17 protein-coding genes are annotated in these 20554 nt (G+C 70.4%); 10 read left to right on the forward strand and 7 right to left on the reverse strand.

Features of this window, described 5'->3' with window-relative positions; translation table 11 throughout:
- Window positions 1–74 precede the first annotated feature (74 nt).
- Window positions 75–1457, reverse strand: a complete 1383-nt coding sequence (locus D7Y21_RS03265; RefSeq protein ID WP_120567142.1) for a lipopolysaccharide assembly protein LapB — start codon at window positions 1455–1457, stop codon at window positions 75–77.
- Between the two features lie 7 nt (window positions 1458–1464).
- The gene (locus D7Y21_RS03270; protein WP_199724628.1) at window positions 1465–2265 is read right to left on the reverse strand and encodes a 1-acyl-sn-glycerol-3-phosphate acyltransferase; all 801 of its coding nucleotides are present in this window, start codon (window positions 2263–2265) and stop codon (window positions 1465–1467) included.
- A 211-nt stretch (window positions 2266–2476) separates the two neighbouring features.
- On the opposite strand from D7Y21_RS03270, the gene D7Y21_RS03275 reads away from it, so the two are divergent.
- The 3 genes from D7Y21_RS03275 to D7Y21_RS03285 all read left to right on the forward strand — a co-directional run bounded on the left by D7Y21_RS03275 (window position 2477) and on the right by D7Y21_RS03285 (window position 6066).
- The gene (locus D7Y21_RS03275; protein WP_120567141.1) at window positions 2477–3091 is read left to right on the forward strand and encodes a deoxynucleoside kinase; all 615 of its coding nucleotides are present in this window, start codon (window positions 2477–2479) and stop codon (window positions 3089–3091) included.
- Complete coding sequence (locus tag D7Y21_RS03280; protein WP_121711184.1) at window positions 3088–4263, forward strand: DUF2314 domain-containing protein; 1176 nt, start codon at window positions 3088–3090, stop codon at window positions 4261–4263. The genes D7Y21_RS03275 and D7Y21_RS03280 overlap by 4 nt, the downstream gene beginning before the upstream one ends.
- Before the next feature lie 66 nt (window positions 4264–4329).
- Window positions 4330–6066, forward strand: a complete 1737-nt coding sequence (locus D7Y21_RS03285) for an FHA domain-containing protein (protein ID WP_121711186.1) — start codon at window positions 4330–4332, stop codon at window positions 6064–6066.
- Window positions 6067–6072: 6 nt separating this feature from the next.
- On the opposite strand, the gene D7Y21_RS03290 is transcribed toward D7Y21_RS03285, so the two are convergent.
- Window positions 6073–6999 (reverse strand): DMT family transporter, encoded by a 927-nt coding sequence (locus tag D7Y21_RS03290; protein WP_121711188.1) that lies wholly within the window; start codon window positions 6997–6999, stop codon window positions 6073–6075.
- A gap of 190 nt (window positions 7000–7189) precedes the next feature.
- Here D7Y21_RS03290 and D7Y21_RS03295 point away from each other — a divergent pair, with 190 nt between their 5' ends.
- Window positions 7190–8107, forward strand: coding sequence for a pseudouridine-5'-phosphate glycosidase (locus D7Y21_RS03295; protein WP_121711190.1), 918 nt, complete (start codon window positions 7190–7192; stop codon window positions 8105–8107).
- Between the two features lie 13 nt (window positions 8108–8120).
- Here D7Y21_RS03295 and D7Y21_RS03300 read toward each other — a convergent pair whose 3' ends face one another.
- The gene (locus D7Y21_RS03300; protein WP_120567136.1) at window positions 8121–8615 is read right to left on the reverse strand and encodes a GAF domain-containing protein; all 495 of its coding nucleotides are present in this window, start codon (window positions 8613–8615) and stop codon (window positions 8121–8123) included.
- A 73-nt stretch (window positions 8616–8688) separates the two neighbouring features.
- On the opposite strand from D7Y21_RS03300, the gene D7Y21_RS03305 reads away from it, so the two are divergent.
- Entirely contained in the window at window positions 8689–9420 is a 732-nt protein-coding gene (locus tag D7Y21_RS03305; protein WP_121711192.1) for an NAD-dependent deacylase, read from the forward strand.
- Between the two features lie 10 nt (window positions 9421–9430).
- Here D7Y21_RS03305 and D7Y21_RS03310 read toward each other — a convergent pair whose 3' ends face one another.
- Window positions 9431–10912, reverse strand: coding sequence for a two-component regulator propeller domain-containing protein (locus D7Y21_RS03310; protein ID WP_121711194.1), 1482 nt, complete (start codon window positions 10910–10912; stop codon window positions 9431–9433).
- Between the two features lie 145 nt (window positions 10913–11057).
- Here D7Y21_RS03310 and D7Y21_RS03315 point away from each other — a divergent pair, with 145 nt between their 5' ends.
- A complete protein-coding gene (locus D7Y21_RS03315) occupies window positions 11058–14123 on the forward strand; it encodes a poly(A) polymerase (protein WP_121711196.1) in 3066 nt (1021 codons plus the stop codon).
- A gap of 23 nt (window positions 14124–14146) precedes the next feature.
- On the opposite strand, the gene D7Y21_RS03320 is transcribed toward D7Y21_RS03315, so the two are convergent.
- A complete protein-coding gene (locus D7Y21_RS03320) occupies window positions 14147–15322 on the reverse strand; it encodes a DUF6068 family protein (RefSeq protein WP_304988551.1) in 1176 nt (391 codons plus the stop codon).
- A gap of 381 nt (window positions 15323–15703) precedes the next feature.
- On the opposite strand from D7Y21_RS03320, the gene D7Y21_RS03325 reads away from it, so the two are divergent.
- From D7Y21_RS03325 to D7Y21_RS03335, 3 genes are read left to right on the forward strand one after another with little or no spacing between them, the layout of a single operon-like run.
- Window positions 15704–16477: a zinc-dependent metalloprotease gene (locus D7Y21_RS03325; RefSeq protein ID WP_120567127.1), complete on the forward strand. Its 774-nt coding sequence runs from the start codon at window positions 15704–15706 to the stop codon at window positions 16475–16477.
- Window positions 16478–16480: 3 nt separating this feature from the next.
- Window positions 16481–17281 carry a serine protease gene (locus D7Y21_RS03330; protein ID WP_121711199.1) on the forward strand — a complete coding sequence of 267 codons (801 nt, stop codon included), beginning with the start codon at window positions 16481–16483 and terminating at the stop codon, window positions 17279–17281.
- A gap of 23 nt (window positions 17282–17304) precedes the next feature.
- The gene (locus D7Y21_RS03335) at window positions 17305–18081 is read left to right on the forward strand and encodes a zinc-dependent metalloprotease (protein WP_121711201.1); all 777 of its coding nucleotides are present in this window, start codon (window positions 17305–17307) and stop codon (window positions 18079–18081) included.
- Between the two features lie 30 nt (window positions 18082–18111).
- On the opposite strand, the gene D7Y21_RS03340 is transcribed toward D7Y21_RS03335, so the two are convergent.
- Window positions 18112–18744 carry a TetR/AcrR family transcriptional regulator gene (locus tag D7Y21_RS03340; RefSeq protein ID WP_120567124.1) on the reverse strand — a complete coding sequence of 211 codons (633 nt, stop codon included), beginning with the start codon at window positions 18742–18744 and terminating at the stop codon, window positions 18112–18114.
- A gap of 96 nt (window positions 18745–18840) precedes the next feature.
- Between D7Y21_RS03340 and D7Y21_RS03345 the strand changes: the two genes are divergently transcribed.
- A complete protein-coding gene (locus D7Y21_RS03345) occupies window positions 18841–20535 on the forward strand; it encodes an acyclic terpene utilization AtuA family protein (protein WP_121711203.1) in 1695 nt (564 codons plus the stop codon).
- Window positions 20536–20554: the final 19 nt, after the last annotated feature.

Consider the following 20554-nt stretch of genomic DNA (forward strand, 5'->3'; position numbering starts at 1 on the left):
GGGGTGCTGGGAGGGGCGGGTTTGCGCGCGTCGCTCATCGGAGGCGGAGTGTAGAGGGGGCGGTGCGCCGGTGGCTACTGGCCCTTGAGCACCTGCAGGGCCTTGCTGGCCACCGCGTTGTCGGGCTGGGTCTCCAGCACCTTCCCCAGCCAGCGCTCTGCTTCGCTCGCGGCCTTCTGGCGGTCCTCGGGGCGGCGGGCCTTCTGGGCCTCCTCGGTGTAGAGCAGGCCCAGGCGCAGGGCGAACTCGGTGTTCTCCGGATCCTTGTCCGCCACGACCTTCAGCTCCCGCTGCGCGGCCGCGTAGTCCCCCTGCAACTGGTACACGAGCGACAGCTTGCCACGCGCGGCCGCCGAGTCCGGTGCCAGCGTCACCGCCACCTGGAAGGCCTCCTTCGCGGTGTCCAGGTCCCGGGCCTCCAGGCGCAGGTCGCCCAGGCGGAACCAGGCCAGGTCCAGCAGCGGGTTGAGCGCCGCGGCCTTTTCGAAGGCGGTGCGCGCCGCGTCCGTGCGCTGACGCGACAGGTACAGCTCCCCCAGGTAGAGCTGGTTCTTGCCGTCCTGGGGGGCGCGCTCGATGGCCTGCTTGAACTCGTCCACGGCGCGGCCGGCGTCATCCAGGCGCTGGTAGGCCAGGCCCAGGAGGGCGTGCACCACGGCCAGGTCCGGGTAGTCGTGGAGGATCTCCTCGAAGGCGATGAGGGCGTGCTGGGGGGCGTCCAGCTCGTGCAGGTAGCGCATGCCCTCCTCGAGCTTCGCCTCCGCCGCCTTGGGGAAGTTCTGGAACGGGTCCGCCAGCGGGTTCATCAGCGCCCGCGCGGTGGCGACCTCCGTGGGGGTGGGGTTGCCGCGCACGACGGTGCCCAGGGCCTCCACGGCCCCCGCGGTGTCGCCCGTGCGGGCCAGGGCCTTGGCCAGGGGCAGCTTCCAGCCCGCGCGCTCCGGGGCCAGCTCCACGGCCTTGCGCAGCGGGCCCAGGGCGGCGGCGTACTGCTCCGACTCCAGGCGCGCCACGCCCAGGCGGTAGTGGAACTCGGCGGTGGTGGGGGACAGCGCGATGGCGCGCTCGAAGGCGGCCACGGTGGGGGCGCCCGCGTCCCGGGCCCGCGAGAAGAGCGTCAGGCCCAGCATGTACTGGTCCACCGCGCGCTCGTTCTTCGCGATGGCCTGGCGCAGCTCCTCCGTCCAGGCGTCCGCGCGGCCGGCCTTCACCTGGGCCTCGGTGAGGGCGCGGGCCACGTCCACGTCGTCCGGCGTGCGCGCGTGCAGCTCCCGCAGGAGCTTCACCGCCTCATCCGGCTGGTTGCCGTCCAGGTACGCGCGCGCCTGCGCCTGGGGAGACAGCGCGGGGGCCTGGGCCTGGCCGTGGCCGCAGCCGGTGGCGAGCAACCCCAGCCCCAGGAGGGCGGCGGGCCAGCGGAGCGAGCGGAGGCGGTTCGAGGGCGGCGTCAGGGGCACGGTGAACTCAGGAGGCCTTGGAGGTGACGGAGGAGGCAAGCTGCGCGACGCCCTCGCGGTTCGGTGCGGCGACGGCGGTGTCCGGGTCACCGCCCTTGCCGCCCAGGGAGAGGCTGTCGGCGATGATCTGTTCGCGCACGGCGCGGGCCAGGCCCTCGCGGTCGTTGTCCGCGAAGCCGCTGGTGTCGATGGGGCGGCCAATCTTCACGCGCACCGGGCCCGGGGTGATGTTCCACGAGTTCTTGGGCATCACGTTGTCGGTGCCCTCGATGGTGACGGGGCAGATGGGCACGCGGGCCTTGAGCGCGAGCGCGAAGGGGCCCTTCTTGAAGGGCAGCACGCGGCCGTCCGGGGAGCGGGTGCCCTCCGGGTACAGGAAGATGCTGGTGCCCGCGCGGATCTTCCGGGCGGCTTTTTCAAGCGACGCGATGGCGGACGAACGGTCTCCGCGGTTGATGAAGACGTGGCCCGCGAGCCAGAGGTACCAGCCGATGAACGGCACGAAGCGCAGCTGGGACTTGGCGACGAAACGGAAGTCCACCGGCACGGCGAGGAAGTGGGCCGGGATGTCGAGTGTGGACATGTGGTTGCCGACGTAGATGGTGGGCCGCTTCGGGTCCACGTTCTCCCCGCCAGTGACCTCCAGCTTCGCGCCACCGGCCCACAGGAGCACGGGCGACCAGATCCATCGGGCGACCCAGACCGAGCGCGACGGGTTGAGCGTCACCAGCATCGCGAGGCATGCGAGGGTGAAGCAGATCGGGGACCACACCGCGACCACCAGGATGCACCACAGCTTGCGCAACATGCGTCGCCTTTCCTCCTACCGGGGGGCCTGCGCGCCGGAAGGGCCCCGGGAGTGCCGCTCACCGGTCGGGCAGCCAGGCGGCGCGGCGCGAGCGCCGGCACGGGCTCCTGGACGTGCGGAACGGGGCGGGGGCATGCACTTTATCTACCATGGCTCCCCCCGCCATTGTTTCTGGTGAATGCCGCTCGCTGGGGTTACAAGCAAGGGTGGCGTGGCCAGGAAAAAGTTCATCGCCATCGCGGGCAACATCGGGGCCGGAAAGACGGAGCTCACGTCCTTCCTGTGCCGGAAGTACGGCCTCACGCCGTCCTTCGAGCCCAATGACCAGAACCCTTATCTCGCGGATTTCTACAAGGACATGAAGACGTGGGCGTTCCGCTCGCAGCTCTTCTTCCTGACGCACAAGTTCCGCCTGCACCGGGAACTGGAGCGCACGCCGGGCACCGTGCTCCAGGACCGGACCCTCTATGAGGACGCGGAGATCTTCGCCAAGAACCTCCACCGGCAGCGGCTCATCGACAAGCGGGACTGGTCCACCTACTGGGAGCTGTACCAGACCATCTCCCAGTCGCTCCGGCCGCCCGACCTGATGATCTACCTGCGCTGCCCGGTGATCACCCTGAAGGAGCGCATCCGCCTGCGTGGGCGGACCATGGAGAAGGACATCCCGACCGCCTACCTGAAGCGCCTCAACGCCCTCTACGAGGAGTGGTTCGAGGGCTACTCGCTGTCACCGGTGCTGGTGCTGGGGACGGACAAGCTGGACTACCTCACCAACCTGGTGGACCGCGTGGACCTCTTCCGACAGATAGAGAAGCACCTGTGAAGGAGGTCTACGTCCTGGCCACCGAGCAGTCCGTGCCGCCCTCCCTGGACGCGCTGCGCGCGGCGTTCGCGACGGACGAGGTGGAGTTCGTGCCGCACGAGGGCGACTGGGGCTTCACCGTGCGGGCGGACGGCTCGGAGGTGAAGGTGGTGCTCAAGCCCCTGAGCGACGGCCGTCCTCGCGTCCCCCAGGAGCTGTTCAGCGGCAGCCCGGAGGCCTTCGCGCGCGTGGAGAAGTCCCAGGCCTGCTACGCGTTCCTCCTGGAGCCGGGCGGCGCGCAGCCCACGCTGCCCGTCTTCGAGGCGCTGTGGACCGTACGCACGCTGATGGAGCAGGCGCCGGGCGTGCTCGTGGACATGACGGCGTTCAAGCTGCACGAGCCCGAGGACGTGGCCGAGATCACCGAGCTGGACTTCGACATCCGCGACCACGTGCACCTGCACGCCATCGAGCTGGCGGAAGGGGACACGCCACTGTGGGTGCATTCGCACGGGATGGAGAAGTTCGGCGCGCGCGACGTGGAGATCTTCCACCTGGGCGAGGGCGACCTGCTGGCCGCGGAGAGTTTCCTCCACGAGCTGTGCACGGACCTGGCGTTCGCGCAGGGCCCGGCGCTGCGCTCGGAGGTGGCCACCAGCGAGGGCCAGAGCTTCACCCTGGTCCCGTCGGAGGAGGCCCGCGCGAACCTGCTGGGCGTTCCGCTGGATGCCTTCGAGGGCCACGAGGGGCTGTTCCTCACGGTGGTGTCGCCCTTGGGCCGGCACAACACGGCGGAGCTCCTGTCGACGTACCGGGAACGCTTCGCCAAGGAGCCGGCCGAGCAGACCCAGGCCATGCACGAGGAGGCGCAGGCGCTGTTGCCCTCGTTCCTGGCGCGCTTCCAGCGCAAGGGGTTGATGGAGCCCCTCACGTTCCTGGTGCGGGCCCCCTTCGAGACGCACCCGGAGGGCGACGTGGTGGTGGAGAACCTGTGGCTGGAGGCGGTGACCCGGGACGAGGGCTCCGTCGTGGGCCGGCTGGTGGATGGCGCGGTGCACACCACGGAGTGGCGCAAGGGGGCCCACGTGGAGGTGGAGGAGAAGCAGATCAACGCCCTGGCCATCGCCCGGGAGGGCCGCCCGCTCAACGAGTCCGAGCTGCGCGCTCTTTTGAACGCCGAACGCCCCATGTAGCGCTGTGCGTCCAACCCGACGCGTCTTGCGGGCGCCCCGAGGGGCGCTGCTAGGCTTCTCTTCCGCATGCCGGCATTGCTGCTGCTCACGGGCCCCTCGGCGGGGCGCCGGTACGAGGTCGTCTCCCAGCTGACCCTCGGCCGCAGCCCCTCCTGCGACATCCCGCTGGAAGACGATCAGGTGTCGCGCCGCCACGCGCAGCTGTTCCTGGACCCCGTCGCGGGACAGGTGCGGCTGCGCGACCTGGGCTCCACCAATGGCACGCTGCTCAACGGGCAGCGGCTGGCGCTCCAGGAAGAGGCGGTGCTGCGGCCGGGCGACCGGATGCGCGTGGGCGCTACCATCGCGGTGTACGAGCCGCCGCCGGTGTCCATCGTCGACGAGCCCTCCGGCGTGATTGCCCCGGAGCCGGAGCACGTGCCCATCGAGGAGGTGCTGCCGCACGTGGGCGCGGCCGCGGCGATGTACTCGGCTGGGACGGCGCTGCTGGGGGCCACCAGCGAGGCCATGGTGCTGCGGCGGCTGTCGGAGGAGACGGCGCACGCGCTCAACGCGGACCGCGCCGCGGCGCTCCTGAGCGGGCCGGAGGGGCTTCGCACGGCGGCGGTGTCCGGCGCGGCGTCCGTGGAGGTGCCTCGCGCGCTGGTGCAGGCGGCGCTGGAGCGCAAGGAGCTGGGGCGGACGGACACGGCGCTGTGCTCGCCACTGGTGGCTTCGGGCGGGATGCCCTTTGGCGTGCTGTACGTGGAGCGCGAGGAGTCGCCGTTCACCGAGGGCGAAGGCCAACTGCTCGCGTCGCTGGGGCGGCTGGGCGGTGAGGCGTATACGGCGGTGCGCTCTCGCGGAGAGGCGGAGGCCGCGGAGACGCCGTGGGTGACGCCGCTGGGGACGTCGCGGGCGTTCCGGGGCGTGGTGGAGGAGGCTCGGCGGGCGGCGGGCAGCGCCGCCCCGGTGGTGCTGCACGGCGAGCCGGGTACGGGCAAGGCGCTGCTGGCGCACTTCCTCCACGGGAAGTCCCCTCGCGCGCTGGGGCCGTGGGTGACGGTGGAGTGCCGGCAGTCCCTGGAGGCGGTGGAGGTGGCGCTCTTCGGCCGTGCGGGTGCGCCCGGCCAGCCTCCAGTGACGTCCGCGGTGCTGCGCGCGGACGCGGGCACGCTGTTGCTTCGCCATGTGGAAGCGCTTCCCCGGCCCGCGGCGGAGCGGCTGGCGCGGATGCTGGCCCGGCGCGCGGCTCCAGCACGGCAGGGCGGGGAAGAGCCCGTGGACGTGCGCATCGTCGCCACCAGTGCTTCACCGGTATCTCGGCTCGCGTCCCGGGGGGAGTTCGACGCGGCGCTGGCCCGGGGGCTCGCGGGCTTCGAGTTGGAGGTACCGCCCCTGCGGGAGCGGCGGGGGGACGTACCGGTGCTGCTGGAGCACTTCGCGCTGCGCGGTGCCCGGCATGGCGGGCGGGAAGCGCCGGTGCTGGGACCAGAGGCCCGGCGCCTCTTGGCGGAGTATCCGTGGCCGCAGAACGTGCGTGAGCTGGAGCTGGTCGCGGAGCGGCTGGGACGTGTGTACGCGGCGGGCCACGTGGGCATCCCGCAGCTGCCTCCGGAGGTGCGCGAGGGCGCGGTGGGGCAGGCGCCTCGCACGTTGCAGGAGCAGGTGGCCCGACTGGAGCGCGACGCCATCGCGGAGGCGCTTCGCGAGTCCGGCTGGAAGAAGGTCCGCGCGGCGGAGTTGCTCGGCATCAGCCGGCCCACGCTCGACCGGAAGATGGAGGAGTACGGGCTGACGCTGGAGCGGGGGACTCGCGGCTGAGCGCGGTCAGGCCTTCGTGATGGCGGTGTCCTTGCGGCGGCTGATCAACACGCCCGTGAGGATGAGCGCCGCGCCGAGCGTCTGGAACAGGGTGGGGCGCTCACCACGGACGGCCCAGGCGGTGATGGCGGCGACCACGGGGATGCCGGTGCCGTAGAGCGTCGTGCGGTTGGTGCCCACCTGCTGCACGCTGCGGAACCACACGAAGTACGCGAGCACCAGCGGCACCAGCGCCGAATACACGAGCGCCACCCAGCCCGCGGCACCCACGCGCGACGCGTCCATCGTGATGACCTGGGACGCGCCGGCCAGCACGACCCCCGGAGCTCCCGTGAGCATGGTGATGGCGGTGACGCGCAGCGCGGAGATGCCTTCTCCCACGGCTCGCGTGCCCACCGTGTAGATGGACCAGCACAGCGAGCTGCCGACGATCAGCGCGTCACCTGTCCATGTCTCCGCGCCCAGGTTCGGTCCTCGCGCGCCCACGACGAGCAGCGTGCCCACCACCGCGAGCGAGAGCCCCGCGACGACCGGGCGCCGCAGCCGTTCGATGCCCAGCGCCGCGCCCAGCGCCGCCGTCACCACCGGGCTCACCGCCGTGAGCATGCCGCTGTTGGCCGCCGTGGTCCGCGAGAGGCCTTCGATGAAGCACAGCTGGTACAGCGTGTTGCCCACGAACCCCAGCGCGGTGAGCTGCAGGAACGCCTTCCACGGCATCGGCTTGTGGCCTTCCACCGCGAGCAACACGAGCCCCATCGCGAGCGCCGCGAGCCCGAAGCGCAGCGACATGAAGGCCCGTGCCGGCATGCCCTCCAGCGCGTCCTTCACCAGGGTGTAGTTCGTCCCCCAGACGACCACGACGGCGATCATCGCCAGGTCGGAGGCGGAGAGGAGACGGGCAGGCGCTGCGACCGCGGGCGACGAGGTGCTCACGGCGGCGGGGCATAGGGCGGCGCGAGGCCGGATGCAACCGACGGAGCTGCAACGAACACGCGGCCCGCACCGCTTCCCTGGCGGGTGACACGCACGCGCGGTGCTCTTCCTCGGGGAGGCGACACCGGGCCGACGTTTCCCCTCGCCCGTGCTTGTCCGGCCGCCCGGGCCGTGGCGTAAATGCCCGCCCATGGACTTCCGCTATTCGGACGAGGTGCGGCGCGCGATGGACTCCGGGCTGCCGCTGGTGGCGCTGGAGACGAGCGTCGTCGCGCAGGGCCTGCCGTACCCCGACAACCTGGCCGCCGCTCGCGCGTGCGAGGAGGCCATTCGCCGCGCCGGCGCAGTGCCCGCGCCCATCGCGCTCGTGGACGGCGAGGTGTGGATTGGCCTGGAGGACGCCACGCTGCGCCGCCTGGCTGAGGGCAAGGAGAAGCTCCTCAAGGTGGGCTCGCGCGACCTGGCCGTGGCGGTGGCCACCCGCGCCAGCGGCGGCACCACCGTGAGCGCCACGTGCGAGCTGGCCGCGGCGGCCGGCATCCGCGTCTTCTCCACCGGCGGCATCGGCGGCGTGCACCGGGGCGCTTCCGAGCACTGGGACATCTCGCAGGACATCGCGGCCTTGTCGCGCTACCCCGTCGCCGTGGTGTGCGCGGGCGCCAAGTCCGTGTTGGACCTGCCCAAGACGATGGAGCTGTTGGAGACCGCGGGCGTGCCCGTCATCGGCGTGGGCACGAACGAGCTGCCGTCCTTCTACAGCCGCGAGTCCGGCCTCTCCCTGGAGCACCGCGCGGACGACGCGGAGGCCGCCGCGCGCATCGCCCACGCGCGCTTCGAGACGCTGGGGCAGGGGGGCGTGCTCTACACCGTGCCGCCTCCGGCGGAGGCCGCGCTGCCTCGCAACGACGTGGAGCTGCACATCGCGTCGGCGCTGGCGGACGCGGACCGGCAGGGCGTGCGCGGCAAGGCCGTGACGCCGTTCCTCCTGGGCGAGATGGCGAAGCGCACCGGGGGCAAGACCCTCAAGACGAACCTGGCGCTCCTGGAGAACAACGCGCGCTTCGCGGGGGCGCTGGCCGTGGCCTACGCCCGTCTCGCGAAGCGCTGAACGCCGCGCGGAATCAGGCCGCGCGGTGCTGGAACCAGGACATCAGGTCCTCCAGCGCCGCGCGGTCCACGTCGTCGAAGGTGTTCTTGTGCTCGGAGTCGATGTCGAGCACGGCGAGCAGCTCGCGGTCGCGCCCGTACACCGGCACCACGATTTCAGACGCGGAGCGCCCGTCGCAGGTGATGTGGCCCGGGAAGGCGTGCACGTCCGGCACCACCACCGTCTCGCCCTTGGCCGCGGACGTGCCGCACACGCCCTTGCCGAAGGTGATCTCCAGGCACCCGAGCGTCCCCTGGTAGGGGCCCACGCGCAGCAGCTTCCCGGGTGTCACCACCCGGTAGAATCCCGTCCACAGGTGGCCGAAGGCGTTGTGCAGCAGGCAGCTCATCGTCGCCATCGCGCAGATGTCGTCATCCACGCCTTCGAGGATGGCGAGCGCATGCGTCTTCAGCTCGGCGTATGCCTCGGTCTTGGGCTGACCGCGCAGATCCAGGGTGACTTCGGCCATGATGGGGTCCTCTGTCAGGAATTCCGTCTCGCCCCTTCTAACAACCCTCGTGCCCGCTGGCACTGGAGGTCGTGTGGAACCGCTTGTCCTGGATTCGAAGACCCGCTTGCTCGTACTCACCGGCGCCGGAGTCTCCGCGGAGAGCGGGGTGCCCACCTTCCGGGGCATGAACGGGCTGTGGGAGAACCACCCCGTGGAGGCGGTGGCGTCCCCGCAGGGCTTCGAGGCGAACCCCGCGCTCGTCTGGCGTTTCTACTCGCAGCGCCGGACGGGGGCGGCGGACGTGACGCCCAACCCGGGCCACGACGCGTTGGTGCGCTGGGAGCAGCACCTGGGTGACCGCTTCCTCCTGGCCACGCAGAACGTGGACGGCCTGCACACGAAGGCGGGCAGCCAGCGCGTGGTGGACATGCACGGCAACCTCTTCCGCACGAAGTGCGCGGACTGCCAGCGTGCACCCTTCGCCGACACCTCCGTGCACCCGTCGGGCACGGTGCCGAAGTGCGACGGCTGCGGGGGCCGGCTGCGGCCGGACATCGTCTGGTTCGGGGAGATGCTGGACCCCAACGACCTGGCGCGCATTGGCGAGTTCATCACGCGCGACGATGGCACGCGGCTGGTGTTCCTGGCCGCGGGCACGTCCGGAGCGGTGTGGCCCGCGGCGGGCATCGTGGACGAGGTGCGCTCCGTGCGCGGGGACACGTGGCTCGTGAACTACGAGTCCGCCGCGAACACGGAGCGCTTCCATCACTTCGTCCAGGGACTGAGCGGACAGGTGCTGCCCACCCTGGCGAAGCTCGTCTGAGGACCGGGGCCTACGGTCCCCGGAGGACGGTGAGCCCCTGGTTGGTGAGGACGAGCAGCATGCTCGGCGTCACGGTGGGCTCGTAGACGAGCTGCAGGACGCGCTGGCCGGACACGTCCTTCACCTGGGCCAGCGTGGTGCCATCGGGCTCCAGCCGCCAGAGGCCGGCGCCGTCGGTGCCGATGTAGAGCGCGCCGTCGTCCGTCGCCTTGAGCGAGCGGATGCGGTTGGACGGCAGCCCCGCGAGCTTCGACCAGCTGCCTGTCGAGCGGTTCTTCGGCGTCAGCGCCCAGACGCCGTACTGCTCGCTGCCCAGGTAGTAGCGGCCCGAGCGGACCTGTTCGAAGGCGCGCCAGTAGTCGTCGGTGGTCTGGCCGTTGAGCGCGTCGTTGTAGCTCTTGAACGACCAGGGCGTGGGGCCTTCCCAGGTGTGCTCGCGGTCCCACTCCTCCAGCTTGGGGCTGGGCACGAGCACGCCTACCATCTGCTCGTTGGCGACGAGGACGTCACCGTTCTGCCCGATGCCCAGGCCGTGCATGTAGGGGCACTGCAGCGAGCCCCATTCCGAGCCGTCCTCGTAGAGGTACCAGCCCGGGTGGCGGTGGCTGTTGTAGGTGAGCCCCTGGATGCGTGTCACGCCGTGGTTGGTGGTGATGTAGAGGTCGCCGCGGTCGCGGCCGCGCGTCACGCGAGCGCAGTTGAGGACGGTGCGGTCCTCCTCGTAGTGGAAGTCATTGGTGTTGTGGATGCCCGCCTCGCGGCCCGCGTTCGACGCGCCGGTGGTGCGCCAGAGGTGCTCCTCGAGTTTGATGCTGCCGTCCGGCTGGAGGCGGACCGCGTCGAGGTCTCCCTTCCGGTACTCGGCGAAGCGTTCCGCGGAGTAGCCCGCTTCGCCCCTCCAGGGGATGTACGTGCGTTGCTCGATGCCCTCGGCACGCTTCATCTCGTTGGCGGAATAGCCCACGTATGCGCGTCCGGCCTCACCGCCGCAGATGACCGTGGAGCCGGTCGCGAGCGATTCCAGGCCGAACGGCTCCGCCGCCTGCCCGACGTTGGAGGTCCACGTGGGCTGGGTGTCGCCCGGGCGCAGCACGCCGATGCTGCGGCCGTCGAGCAGCCAGAGGTTGAGCCCTTCATCCACGCCGACGCTCTGGGGCGTGCCGGCGCCGTACGAGCGTGTGTAGTCGAGCACCGCGTCCGTGGGCCACGGTCCTGCGTCGGGCGTCTCGCCGGTGCCGGCATCGGGATCCGGCGGCGTCCCCGCGTCGGGAGTTTCGCCGGCATCGGGTGTCCCGCCATCTTCACCCGGAGGGGGCGTGCCGGCGTCCGGAAGGGAACCCGGAGGGGGGAGCGAGGGAACTTCGTTTCCATCGGACGGATCCGTGACGGTTCCCTCCTGCGGATCGACTGTCGGGGACTGGTCGCTGCAACCCGCCGACAACAAAGAGAAGACCACCAACCCCGTCCCCACCACGCCTGCGCGAATACCCATTCCGTGTCTTCCTCCATGAGGGCTTCATGGCAAGACACGGGCCAGCGTGTTCCGCGTCAGGCTCGTTCAATTCCTCGCGTCAACGCGGCGCGTGCGCGGCCGACCCGGCGTGCCATCCGCTTCCCATTGCTTATGGATCCTCGCCATGTCCCAGGAACGCTTCACGACCAGCCGCGAGGTGTATCACCGGATCCGGTGGGACTCGCGGCATGACACCCGCGAGTTCGTCGTCGGTTACGACGCGCACCGTGGCGTGATGGAGGAGATGCCCTTCGAGGCGTTCGTCCCCGATGGCGAGATTCCGTGGCACCGCGTCTGGTACTTCAAGCGCGGGGCCCAGGTGGTGTGGGACCGCAAGGCGCGCATCGACCTCCTGAGCAACTCCCGGCCCGTGGAGGAGTCCGCGCCTCCTCTTCCCGTCACGGTGCCGGGGTTCACGCCCTTGCCCGCGTGGCGGTACGACGCACGCTCGGGCGCATGGGCCCAGGCCTCCCGTGAGCCGGGCCACGCGCTTCCCGCCGCGGCGCCGTTCACCGTCGCCACCTTCAACGTCCTCTTCGACCTGTACGACGCGGAGTTGCTGGCGACCGAGCGCAGGACTCCGGCGGCGCTCGCGCTGCTCCGTGAGACTGGCGCGGACGTCATCGCTCTTCAGGAAGTCACCCCGTCGTTCCTCAAAGCCCTGCTCGCGGAACCCTGGGTGCGTGAGCGCTACTGGATGTCTGACGGTCCCGGTGCGCACACCGTGACGCCCTACGGACAGGTGCTCCTGTCGCGCGTGCCGCTCGCTTCCGTGTGGCAACGCGTCTTCTCTCGCGACAAGCGCATCATCACCGCCGAGCTTCATCTCTCGGGCGGCACCCTGTGGGTGGCCACGCCGCACCTGACGAGCGACCGGGACGCGTCAGGAGCCTCCGCGCGCGCCGTGCAGGTCGAGGCCCTCCTCGAATGGGCCCGCGTGCTCGGTTCCACGAGCGATACCGAGGCGCCGGACCTGGTGCTGGCCGGTGACTTCAACTTCGGCGACGGTGCACCGGAAGCGGAGTCTTTCGCGCGCGCCGGCTTCGTGGATGCGTGGCCCACGCTGAGACCTTCGGAAGCGGGGGAGACGTTCAACCCCCGGTTGAACAGCCTGGCGGCGCTCACCACCGTCTCGGGAGCGCTCCGGCGATTGGACCGGGTGCTGGTGGCGTCTCCTTCGGGCCGGCTCGCTCCTGAGTCCGTGGAGCTCTTAGGCGAAGCGCCCTTGTCGGGGCCGCCCGGGCCCAGCGGCCAGGTCCTCTTCGCTTCGGATCACTTCGGACTGCGCTGTGTCCTGCGGCGTGATGCGGTCGCATCCCTCGTGGGACTCACCGCGCGCTCCTCCACGGCGCTGGTCCACCACACGGCCCTGGTGCTCATCCCTCCTGACGATGTCTGGGGCCCCATCCAGGCACTGCGCAAGAAGCACGACGCGAAGTTCCAGCGGTGGATGCCTCACATCACGCTGCTGTATCCCTTCGTTCCGGAAGAGGACTTCGAGACGGCGGAAGCCATCCTCGTGGATGCCCTCCAGGGCTTCGAGCCCTTCGACGTGACGCTCTCCACGTTCGGCCACTTCGAGCACCGCGCCAACGCGACAGCGTGGCTCCGCCCCGATGACCAGCCCTCCGGCGCGCTGGCGGCCCTGCACGCGAAGCTCGTGGCGGCCCTGCCTGAATGCGCCTCGTCCGCCCACGGTGGCTTCACGCCCCACCTCTCCGTGGGACAGCTCCCGCTCTCCGCGGACATCGTCCGCACGCTCGGCGAGTGGCAGCGCGCATGGCGACCGCTGAAGTTCCGCGTGGGCGAGCTCTGCCTCATCCGGAGGAAGGGGGACACGCCCTTTGAAGTCATCCGGCGCATTCCCCTGGCACAGGCACCCCGCGCAATCCCGGAGCATGAAGACGCTCCGCTGCGCGATGCACAGGCCTCCATCGGAGCCGTCGAGTCACACGAAGGACACGCCGCCAGGACCGCGGCGGTGGATCAACTGCGCCAGCATTGCGAACGGATCGGCGCCACGCTGCATCCGTATGGCTCCTATCTCCTGGGCACGGATGGCGCGGGCAGTGACGTGGACGCGGTCGCCATCGGACCGGCTGAGCTGTCCCGCGACGCCTTCGCGCAAGCGCTCCTCCAGGAACTGGCACCGGGCACGGCCCGCTACGTGGCGGACGCAGCCATCCCGCTGGTGAAGCTCTCCCTCGGGGGCGTGAGCTTCGACCTGGCCTATGCGAGCCGTCCGGAGGGCGTGCCCCCGGATGACCCTCTGACGCTGCTCGAGCGGCACAGCGAGCAACTCGACCCCGCGGGCCTCCGGGCCGTGTTGGGCCTGGCGGACACGTTGGGCGTGATGGACGCCATCGCACGTGACGCCGAACGGACCGCGCGGTTCCGGACCCTGATGCGCGCGGTGAAGGCCTGGGCCCGGGCCCGGGGCATCTACTCGCACGCGCTGGGCTACCTCGGGGGACTGTCGTGGACGCTGCTGGCGGCCTGGGCCTGCACCCGCGCGACTCCGGATGCCATGCGGTCCGACGCGGCGCTGCTCTCGCACTTCTTCGGCACCTTCTCCTCCTGGCCGTGGCCCCAGCCGGTGACGCTCACGGCCGCAACGGCGCGCTACCGGCCCGAAGGCAAGCGCGACCTCCTTCCCGTCATCGCCCCCGCGCTCCCGGCTCGAAACACCGCGCGCAACGTGTCGCGGTCCACCTACCGCGTCATCCGGGAGGAACTGCTCCGTGCCCGCGACCTGGTGGCCAAGGCCCGCACCTCCCGCGCGCCTTCCGCCTGGGCGGCGCTCTTCCAGCCCCTGGGCGCCAACGAGACCCCATCGGTCGCGTTGCGCCTGTCCGTCGAGGCACCCACCGGCGAGGACCGGGAGGTCGTCGCGGGTTGGGTCCTCGGACATGTCACGGCCCTGGTGTACCGGCTGGAGGGAGACCGGCGTCTCTCGGTGCGTCCGATGCAATCCGCACAGGCCGCGGGAACGCTGCTCATCGGTCTGGACGTGCGCGAGGCACGGGACGCGGCTGCGTTGTCGTGGCAGCCGTCCAGTCCGCTGTTCGCGGCCGTGGAGGCGTTCCGCGCGTCCTTCCAGGAATGGACGCACCGCCCATCCGGCGCGGTGCTCCAGGTCGAATGGGTGCGAGGCCATGACAGCGCACGGAGCGACACACCCGCTCCGTAACGCGTGTCACCCGGACGCCCGCGTCACTTCTGTCCCGCGAGCCACGAGCCCCAGCGCACGATGCGCGTGCCGCCCTCCGGCTCGCGCTTGCCGCCCGTCACCACGCGGTCGGTGCTGTTGGCGAGCGGCTGGAAGCGCGCCTCATACGGCAGGCCCGCGAGCCCCGGCGCCCACGGGTCGGCCGCGTAGGTATCGGAGAAGACGCGCTGGGTGCCTTCGACGTCCTCGTTGCTCTGGGTGATGAGGGCGGGCACGTCGTGTCCCTCCGCGCTGAACGTGCCCCGGGTGCCGTTGGCCGCCGCGGCGGGCGGCCAGTCCTCCGTGAACACCACCTCCGACGGCAGCCCCATCAGCAGCTCCTCCAGGGGCTCCGGCTCGGCCTGGGAGAAGTCGGAGCAGGGGGCGGCATTGGCGTCGACGGGGCCCTCGGTGCGCAGGAGGTAGCCGCGCTCCGCGCTGAAGCACACTCGCTGCACGCCGGGCGCGGGGCCCACGTCCACGTATCGCTCGTAGTACGCGCCAGGGCCCAGGGGCCGCTCCAGCGCGGGCACCGGAGCGCTGGCCTCGGCCGAGCCCTCACGGGCCTCTTGCAGCTTCAGCTGGTATCCGCCCGGCACGCGGAAGCCGGCGGACTCCGTGCTCGCTTCAATCAGGCCACGGGCGAGGTACAGCGGGCCCGGAGCGTTGGCGTACACGCGCGTGCGCAGGGGACCGTCGAAGGAGCGCTGGTCGCTGACGTAGCGCACGGCCTCCCAGCTACGGCCCGCGCTGGAGGCGACCTCGGCGGTGGCCGTGCCTCCGCGCGGCACGTCCAGCGGGCGCGACACGTCCGCGCGCACGGGGATGATCAGGTCCTGCGCCAGCCTCACCTGGGACAGCGGCCTGCCGCCTTCATCGCGGTAGGCCGCGCGCACCCAGACCCAGGGTTGCTGCACGGCCACCACTTCCAGCGTCAGCTGGCCCTGGATCGTGCGCGCGGTGCCGCCGCCGCGAGGCTCGGGGCCCCGCGTCGCATTGAAGGAGTAGGTGACGCGGTCACCCACGCGAGCGCGCGCCCAGGCCTCGGAGGCCTGTACGGATGCCGCGTCCTGGGCCCGCGTGTCGGATGCGGAAGGGCCGCTCGACTTCGTGCTCTCGCAGCCGGGGAGGAACGACAGGGCCGCACCCAACAGCGCGGCGAGGGGGAGGGAAGGGCGCATGATCATGGGACGGGAAATACCGGGAGTGGATTCAATTCGCAGCTATCGCACGATCTGTGCGTTTTTCCTGGATAGTGGGAGTAAATGCGACCCAGGGGAGGGTGACTGATGAAAAGACACCCCTGTCCGAAAATCAGTGGGTTGCGGGATGACAGGTAAAAACCACGTCACAACAAGCACTTGCGACCCAAAACGTTACAGTTCGTTACGCTCACATTCTTGGAAGCTGGAGTGCTGGCGCTCCAAGCAATTCAACAAAAGCCAGTTATTCCCTCTGGAGCGCGGCTGGCCCGGCAGTTGCTCAGTGGCTGGGCAAGCTGTCCGCGGCTGACGGGAAGGTCAGGCGGCAGCGGATCTCCCCCGAACGCAGAGGAACGACGAATGTTCAAGAAGGCGGCAGTCCTCGTGGCGAGCTGTGGTGCGTTGCTGTCTGGCTGCGGTACCGACCTGGAGAGCGAGAACCAGGAGATCGTCTCCAACCTGGTCGAGGCCGGGTTCCCCGCGGACGACATCATGATCGCTGACGGCCAGGTGTACGTGGGCCGCGACGCGCACGTGACCCTGGAGGCCTCGCGCGAGATGCTCCAGCCTGCGGACAAGGCGACCCAGGAGCAGTACCGCACGACGAACCTCGTCAGCTCCACCAAGACGAAGATCTGCATCAACCCGACGTCCGGGTTCAACAGCTACAGCCGCCTGAGCCAGGGCCTGGACCTGGCCATCCAGAACTACAACCAGCGCGGCCTGAGCTTCACGATGGCGCGTGGCCCCACCACGGGCTGCAGCGCGAACATCACCGCGACGACCATGTCCGGCGCCGGCGGCTCCGCGGGCTTCCCGTCGGGCGGCAACCCCTACGGCACCATCAACATCGGCACCGGCCTGCAGAGCTACAGCGTGGACGTGAACGAGCACGTCATCACGCACGAGCTGGGTCACGCGGTCGGCTTCCGTCACTCGGACTACTACAACCGCGCCATCAGCTGCGGCGGCGCCGCCTCCAACGAGGGCACCGCGGGCGTGGGCGCCATCCTCATCAGCGGCACGCCGAGCACCGCGACGGTGGGCGGCTCCATCATGAACTCCTGCTTCCGCTCGACGGAGACCGGTGAGTTCACCAGCTCCGACATCACGGCGCTGAACGCCCTCTACTAAGCGATGGCGTTGCGGCCCCTTGAGTCCTTCATGAGTCCGAGGGGTCGCATCCTCGCGGGCACCTTCATCCTCCTGGGCCTTGCGGCCTGTGGAAAAGAGAAGGTGCCCGCGGTTTCCCATCCGGTGGTGTGTGAGGACCCCGCGGCGTCGCGGGTGCGTCCGCCTCCGGAGGTTCGCGGCCAGACGCAGTGTGGCCCGACCGCTGACTTCACCCCCATCAACAGCTACCAGGGCGAGTTCGCGGACGTCGCGCAGACGGTCGAGGACGCGGTCGTCCTGATTGACGGGCGCTGCACCGGAACACTGATTGAAGCGAGCGCGGGTCCCGTGGTGGTGACGGCGGGGCACTGTGTCGCGCTCGGTGACCGGTCGCTCATCGTCTTCAACTTCGAGGAACAGTCTGACGGAGACCCGCTCATCACCGAGGGCACCGTCATCGAGCAATCGCTCGAACCCGACTACGCGCTCATCCAGCTCGACGTGACTCCCGAGGTCACGCCGGTCCTGCTGTCGGCCGTTCCCAGCGAGAGGCTGGCCATCATCCAGCACCCTCGGGGCAAGCCCAAGTCCATCGCCGAAGGCGAGTACCTGGATGCCTGCAATTCGCTGGTCTACTACGTGGACCTGGACACCCTGGTCGGAAGCTCAGGCGCGGGCGTGCTCAACCGTCAGGGCCAACTGGTGGGCGTCCACACCGACGGCGATTGCGACAAGACCGGCCGTGGCGCCAACCGGGGCTGGACGACGGAAGCGATTGTCGCGGCGTCTCCGTACCTGGTGGACGCCGACATCGTCGCGCGCTGAAGCCAGACCGAGGGGAGACGACCATGTTCAAGAGAGCGGCAGTGCTCGTGGTGGGCTGTGGTGCGTTGCTGTCCGGCTGCGGGACCGACCTGGGGCAGGAGCACCAGGAGATCGTCTCCAACCTGGTCGAGGCGGGATTCCAGCCCGGCGACATCCAGGTCGTGGACGAGTCCGTCTACGTGGGCGGCGACGCGCAGGTGAGCGTCGAGGCTTCCCGCGAGATGCTCCAGTCCGGTGGGGACAGCGCGGAGCAGTACCGGACGACGAACGTGGTCAATAAGTCGCTCGTGCGGAAGATCTGCATCAACCCCACGTCCTCGTTCAACAGCTACAGCCGCCTCAGCCAGGGCCTGGACCTGGCCATCCAGAACTACAACGCCCTGGGCCTCTGCTTCACGATGGTGCGGGGCCCGACCACCGGCTGCAACGCGAACATCACCGCGGCGACCGTGGCGGGCATGGCCTACAACTCGGGCTATCCTTCCGGGGGCCTTCCCTACGGGACCATCAACATCGGCACGGGGTGGAACACCGCGCCGCTCGACACGGTCGAGCACATCATCACCCACGAGCTGGGGCACGCGCTCGGCATGCGCCACTCGGACTACTACTCCCAGGTCATCAGCTGTGGCACCGGCGGCAGCGAGGGCACTGCGGGCGTAGGGGCCATCCTCATCCCCGGCACGCCCTCCACGTCCTACGTGAACGGGTCCATCTTCAACGCCTGCCTCCCCGCGAACCCGACCGGTGAGTTCACCAGCACGGACATCACCGCGCTGAGCTACCTCTACCGCTGCTGAGCCTTACGAGACGTCAGCGCGCGACCGGGCTCAGTCCGCCTGCGTCGCGCGCTTGGGCGCGAGCTGCGCTTCGAGCGTCCGCGCCCAGTGGGCCAACACCTTGCGGCGCCGGGCCGTGTCGTCGTGGAGCAGGTTCGCCAACGCCAGTCCGCGCAGGAGGTCCAGCGTCGCACGCACGGCGTCGCGGACGTCGCGGTCGCGTTCATCGAGTCCCAGCAGCTCGACAGTGAGCCGGTGCACCTCGCGGCCGACGTGCGTCTCCAATGGCAGCAGGATGGCCTTCAGCTCTTCATCCGCCACGGCCGCTACCCAGAGGTGCGTCGCGGCGGTGAAGAGCGGGCCGGCGTAGACGTCGTGGAGCAGGTTCAACAGAGGCTCGACGCGCCGCCGGCTCTCCGGCAGGCCCTTCGCGCGCCGCACCAGCTCCTCGACCTGCTGGCGGAAGACGTGCTCGACGGCCGCCGCGACCAGGGCCGCACGCGTCGGGAAGTGGTGCTGACAGGCGCCGCGTGACACTCCCGCGCGCTCCGCGATGGCGCCCATGGTCGCCCCCGCCCAGCCCTTCTCCACCAGCACTTCGATGGCGGCCGTCATCAGCTTCTGCCGCGTCACCCGGCTGCGCTCCTGCTCCTGCCGCGTCGTTCCGCTCGCCGTGCCGCTCATGGGGCCACAGTGTTGCGGCGGGAAGAAAAAAGCAATCGTGATTGCTTTATTCGGACGTGGGGGACAGACTCGCCGCTCCCTGGCTCAGGAGGTGCGATGGACGCGCGTTCGCTGCGTATCGGCAATGCATCCGGCTTCTACGGCGACCGCTTCTCCGCGTTCCGGGAGATGCTGGAGGGCGGTCCGCTGGACGTCCTCACCGGCGACTACCTGGCGGAGCTGACCATGCTCATCCTGGGGCGCGACCGGCTGAAGAACCCGTCGGGCGGGTACGCGCGGACGTTCCTGCGCCAGCTGGAGGAGACGCTCGGCCTCGCGGTGGAGCGCAAGGTCCGCATCGTCGCGAACGCGGGGGGCCTCAACCCGGAGGGGCTCGCGAACGACCTGCGCGCGCTCGCCACGAAGCTCGGGTTCACCGTCAACATCGCGCACGTCGAAGGCGATGACCTCGTTGGACGCGCGGACGAGCTGGGCTTCGACCAGCCCCTCACGGCGAACGCGTACCTCGGTGGCTGGGGCATCGCCGCGTGCCTGGACGGGGGCGCGGACATCGTTGTCACGGGGCGCGTGACGGACGCATCGCTCGTCGTCGGTCCCGCGGCCGCCCACTTCGGCTGGAAGCGTGACGACTGGGACTGCCTCGCGGGCGCCATGGTCGCGGGCCACGTCCTGGAGTGCGGAGCCCAGGCGACCGGCGGCAACTTCGCGCGCTTCGGTGAAATCGACGTGCGCCGGCCCGGCTTCCCGCTCGCGGAGATCTTCGCGGACGGCTCCAGCATCATCACCAAGCATCCGCACACCGGCGGCGCCGTCACCGTGGACACCGTGAAGGCCCAGCTCGTCTATGAGATTGGCGGGGCCCGCTACGCCGGCCCTGACGCGACGGCGCGCTTCGACACCATCGTGGTGGACGCCGACGGCACCGACCGCGTGCGCCTGTCAGGCGTGCGCGGCGAGCCGCCTCCTCCGGACGTGAAGGTGTGCCTGAACCGCCTGGGCGGCTTCCGCGGCGACGCCCAGTTCGTGCTCGTTGGTCTGGACATCGAGGAGAAGGCCGCGCTCGTGCGGGCGCAGCTCGACGCGACGCTCAAGCCCCGGCCCGCCGAGGTCCTCTACACGCTCGCGCGCACCGACCACGCCGACGCTCCGAGCGAGGAGCAGGCGTCCGCGACGCTGCGGGTCACCGTGAAGGATGCCGACCCGAAGGTCGCTGGCCGTTCCTTCAGCGGCGCCGTGGTGGAGCTCGCCCTGTCCAGCTACCCCGGCTTCTTCCTGCCCGCGTTGCCCGGCGATGCTTCGCCCTTCGGCGTCTACACCGCGGCCTATGTGGATGCGCGGAAGGTGCCGCACGTCGCGGTGCTCCCGGATGGCCGGCGCATCGACGTGCGCCCTACGGAGGAGACGCGGGGGCTCGAAGCCGTCCCCGCGCCGTCGCTGCCCGCGGTGCTGCCGCCCGGACCCTGCCGGCGTGTGCCGCTCGGCCAGGTGGCCCTGGCGCGCAGCGGAGACAAGGGCGGGGACGCGAACATCGGCGTCTGGGTCCGCTCCGACGAGGCCTGGCGCTGGCTGGTGCACACGCTCACGGAGGAGCAGCTGCGCGCACTGCTTCCGGAGGCACGGGAGCTCAAGATTCAGCGGCACGTGCTTCCGAACCTGCGCGCCCTGAACTTCGTCATCGAGGGCCTGCTGGGCGAGGGCGTCTCGTCGTCCACCCGCTTCGACCAACAGGCGAAGGCGCTCGGCGAATGGCTGCGCTCGCGCCATGTCGACGTCCCTGAATCGCTTCTGTAGCGCCTTCGCACGCGCCCGA

It is taken from the genome of Corallococcus sp. AB045 (genome assembly GCF_003668895.1).
Lineage (GTDB): Bacteria > Myxococcota > Myxococcia > Myxococcales > Myxococcaceae > Corallococcus > Corallococcus coralloides.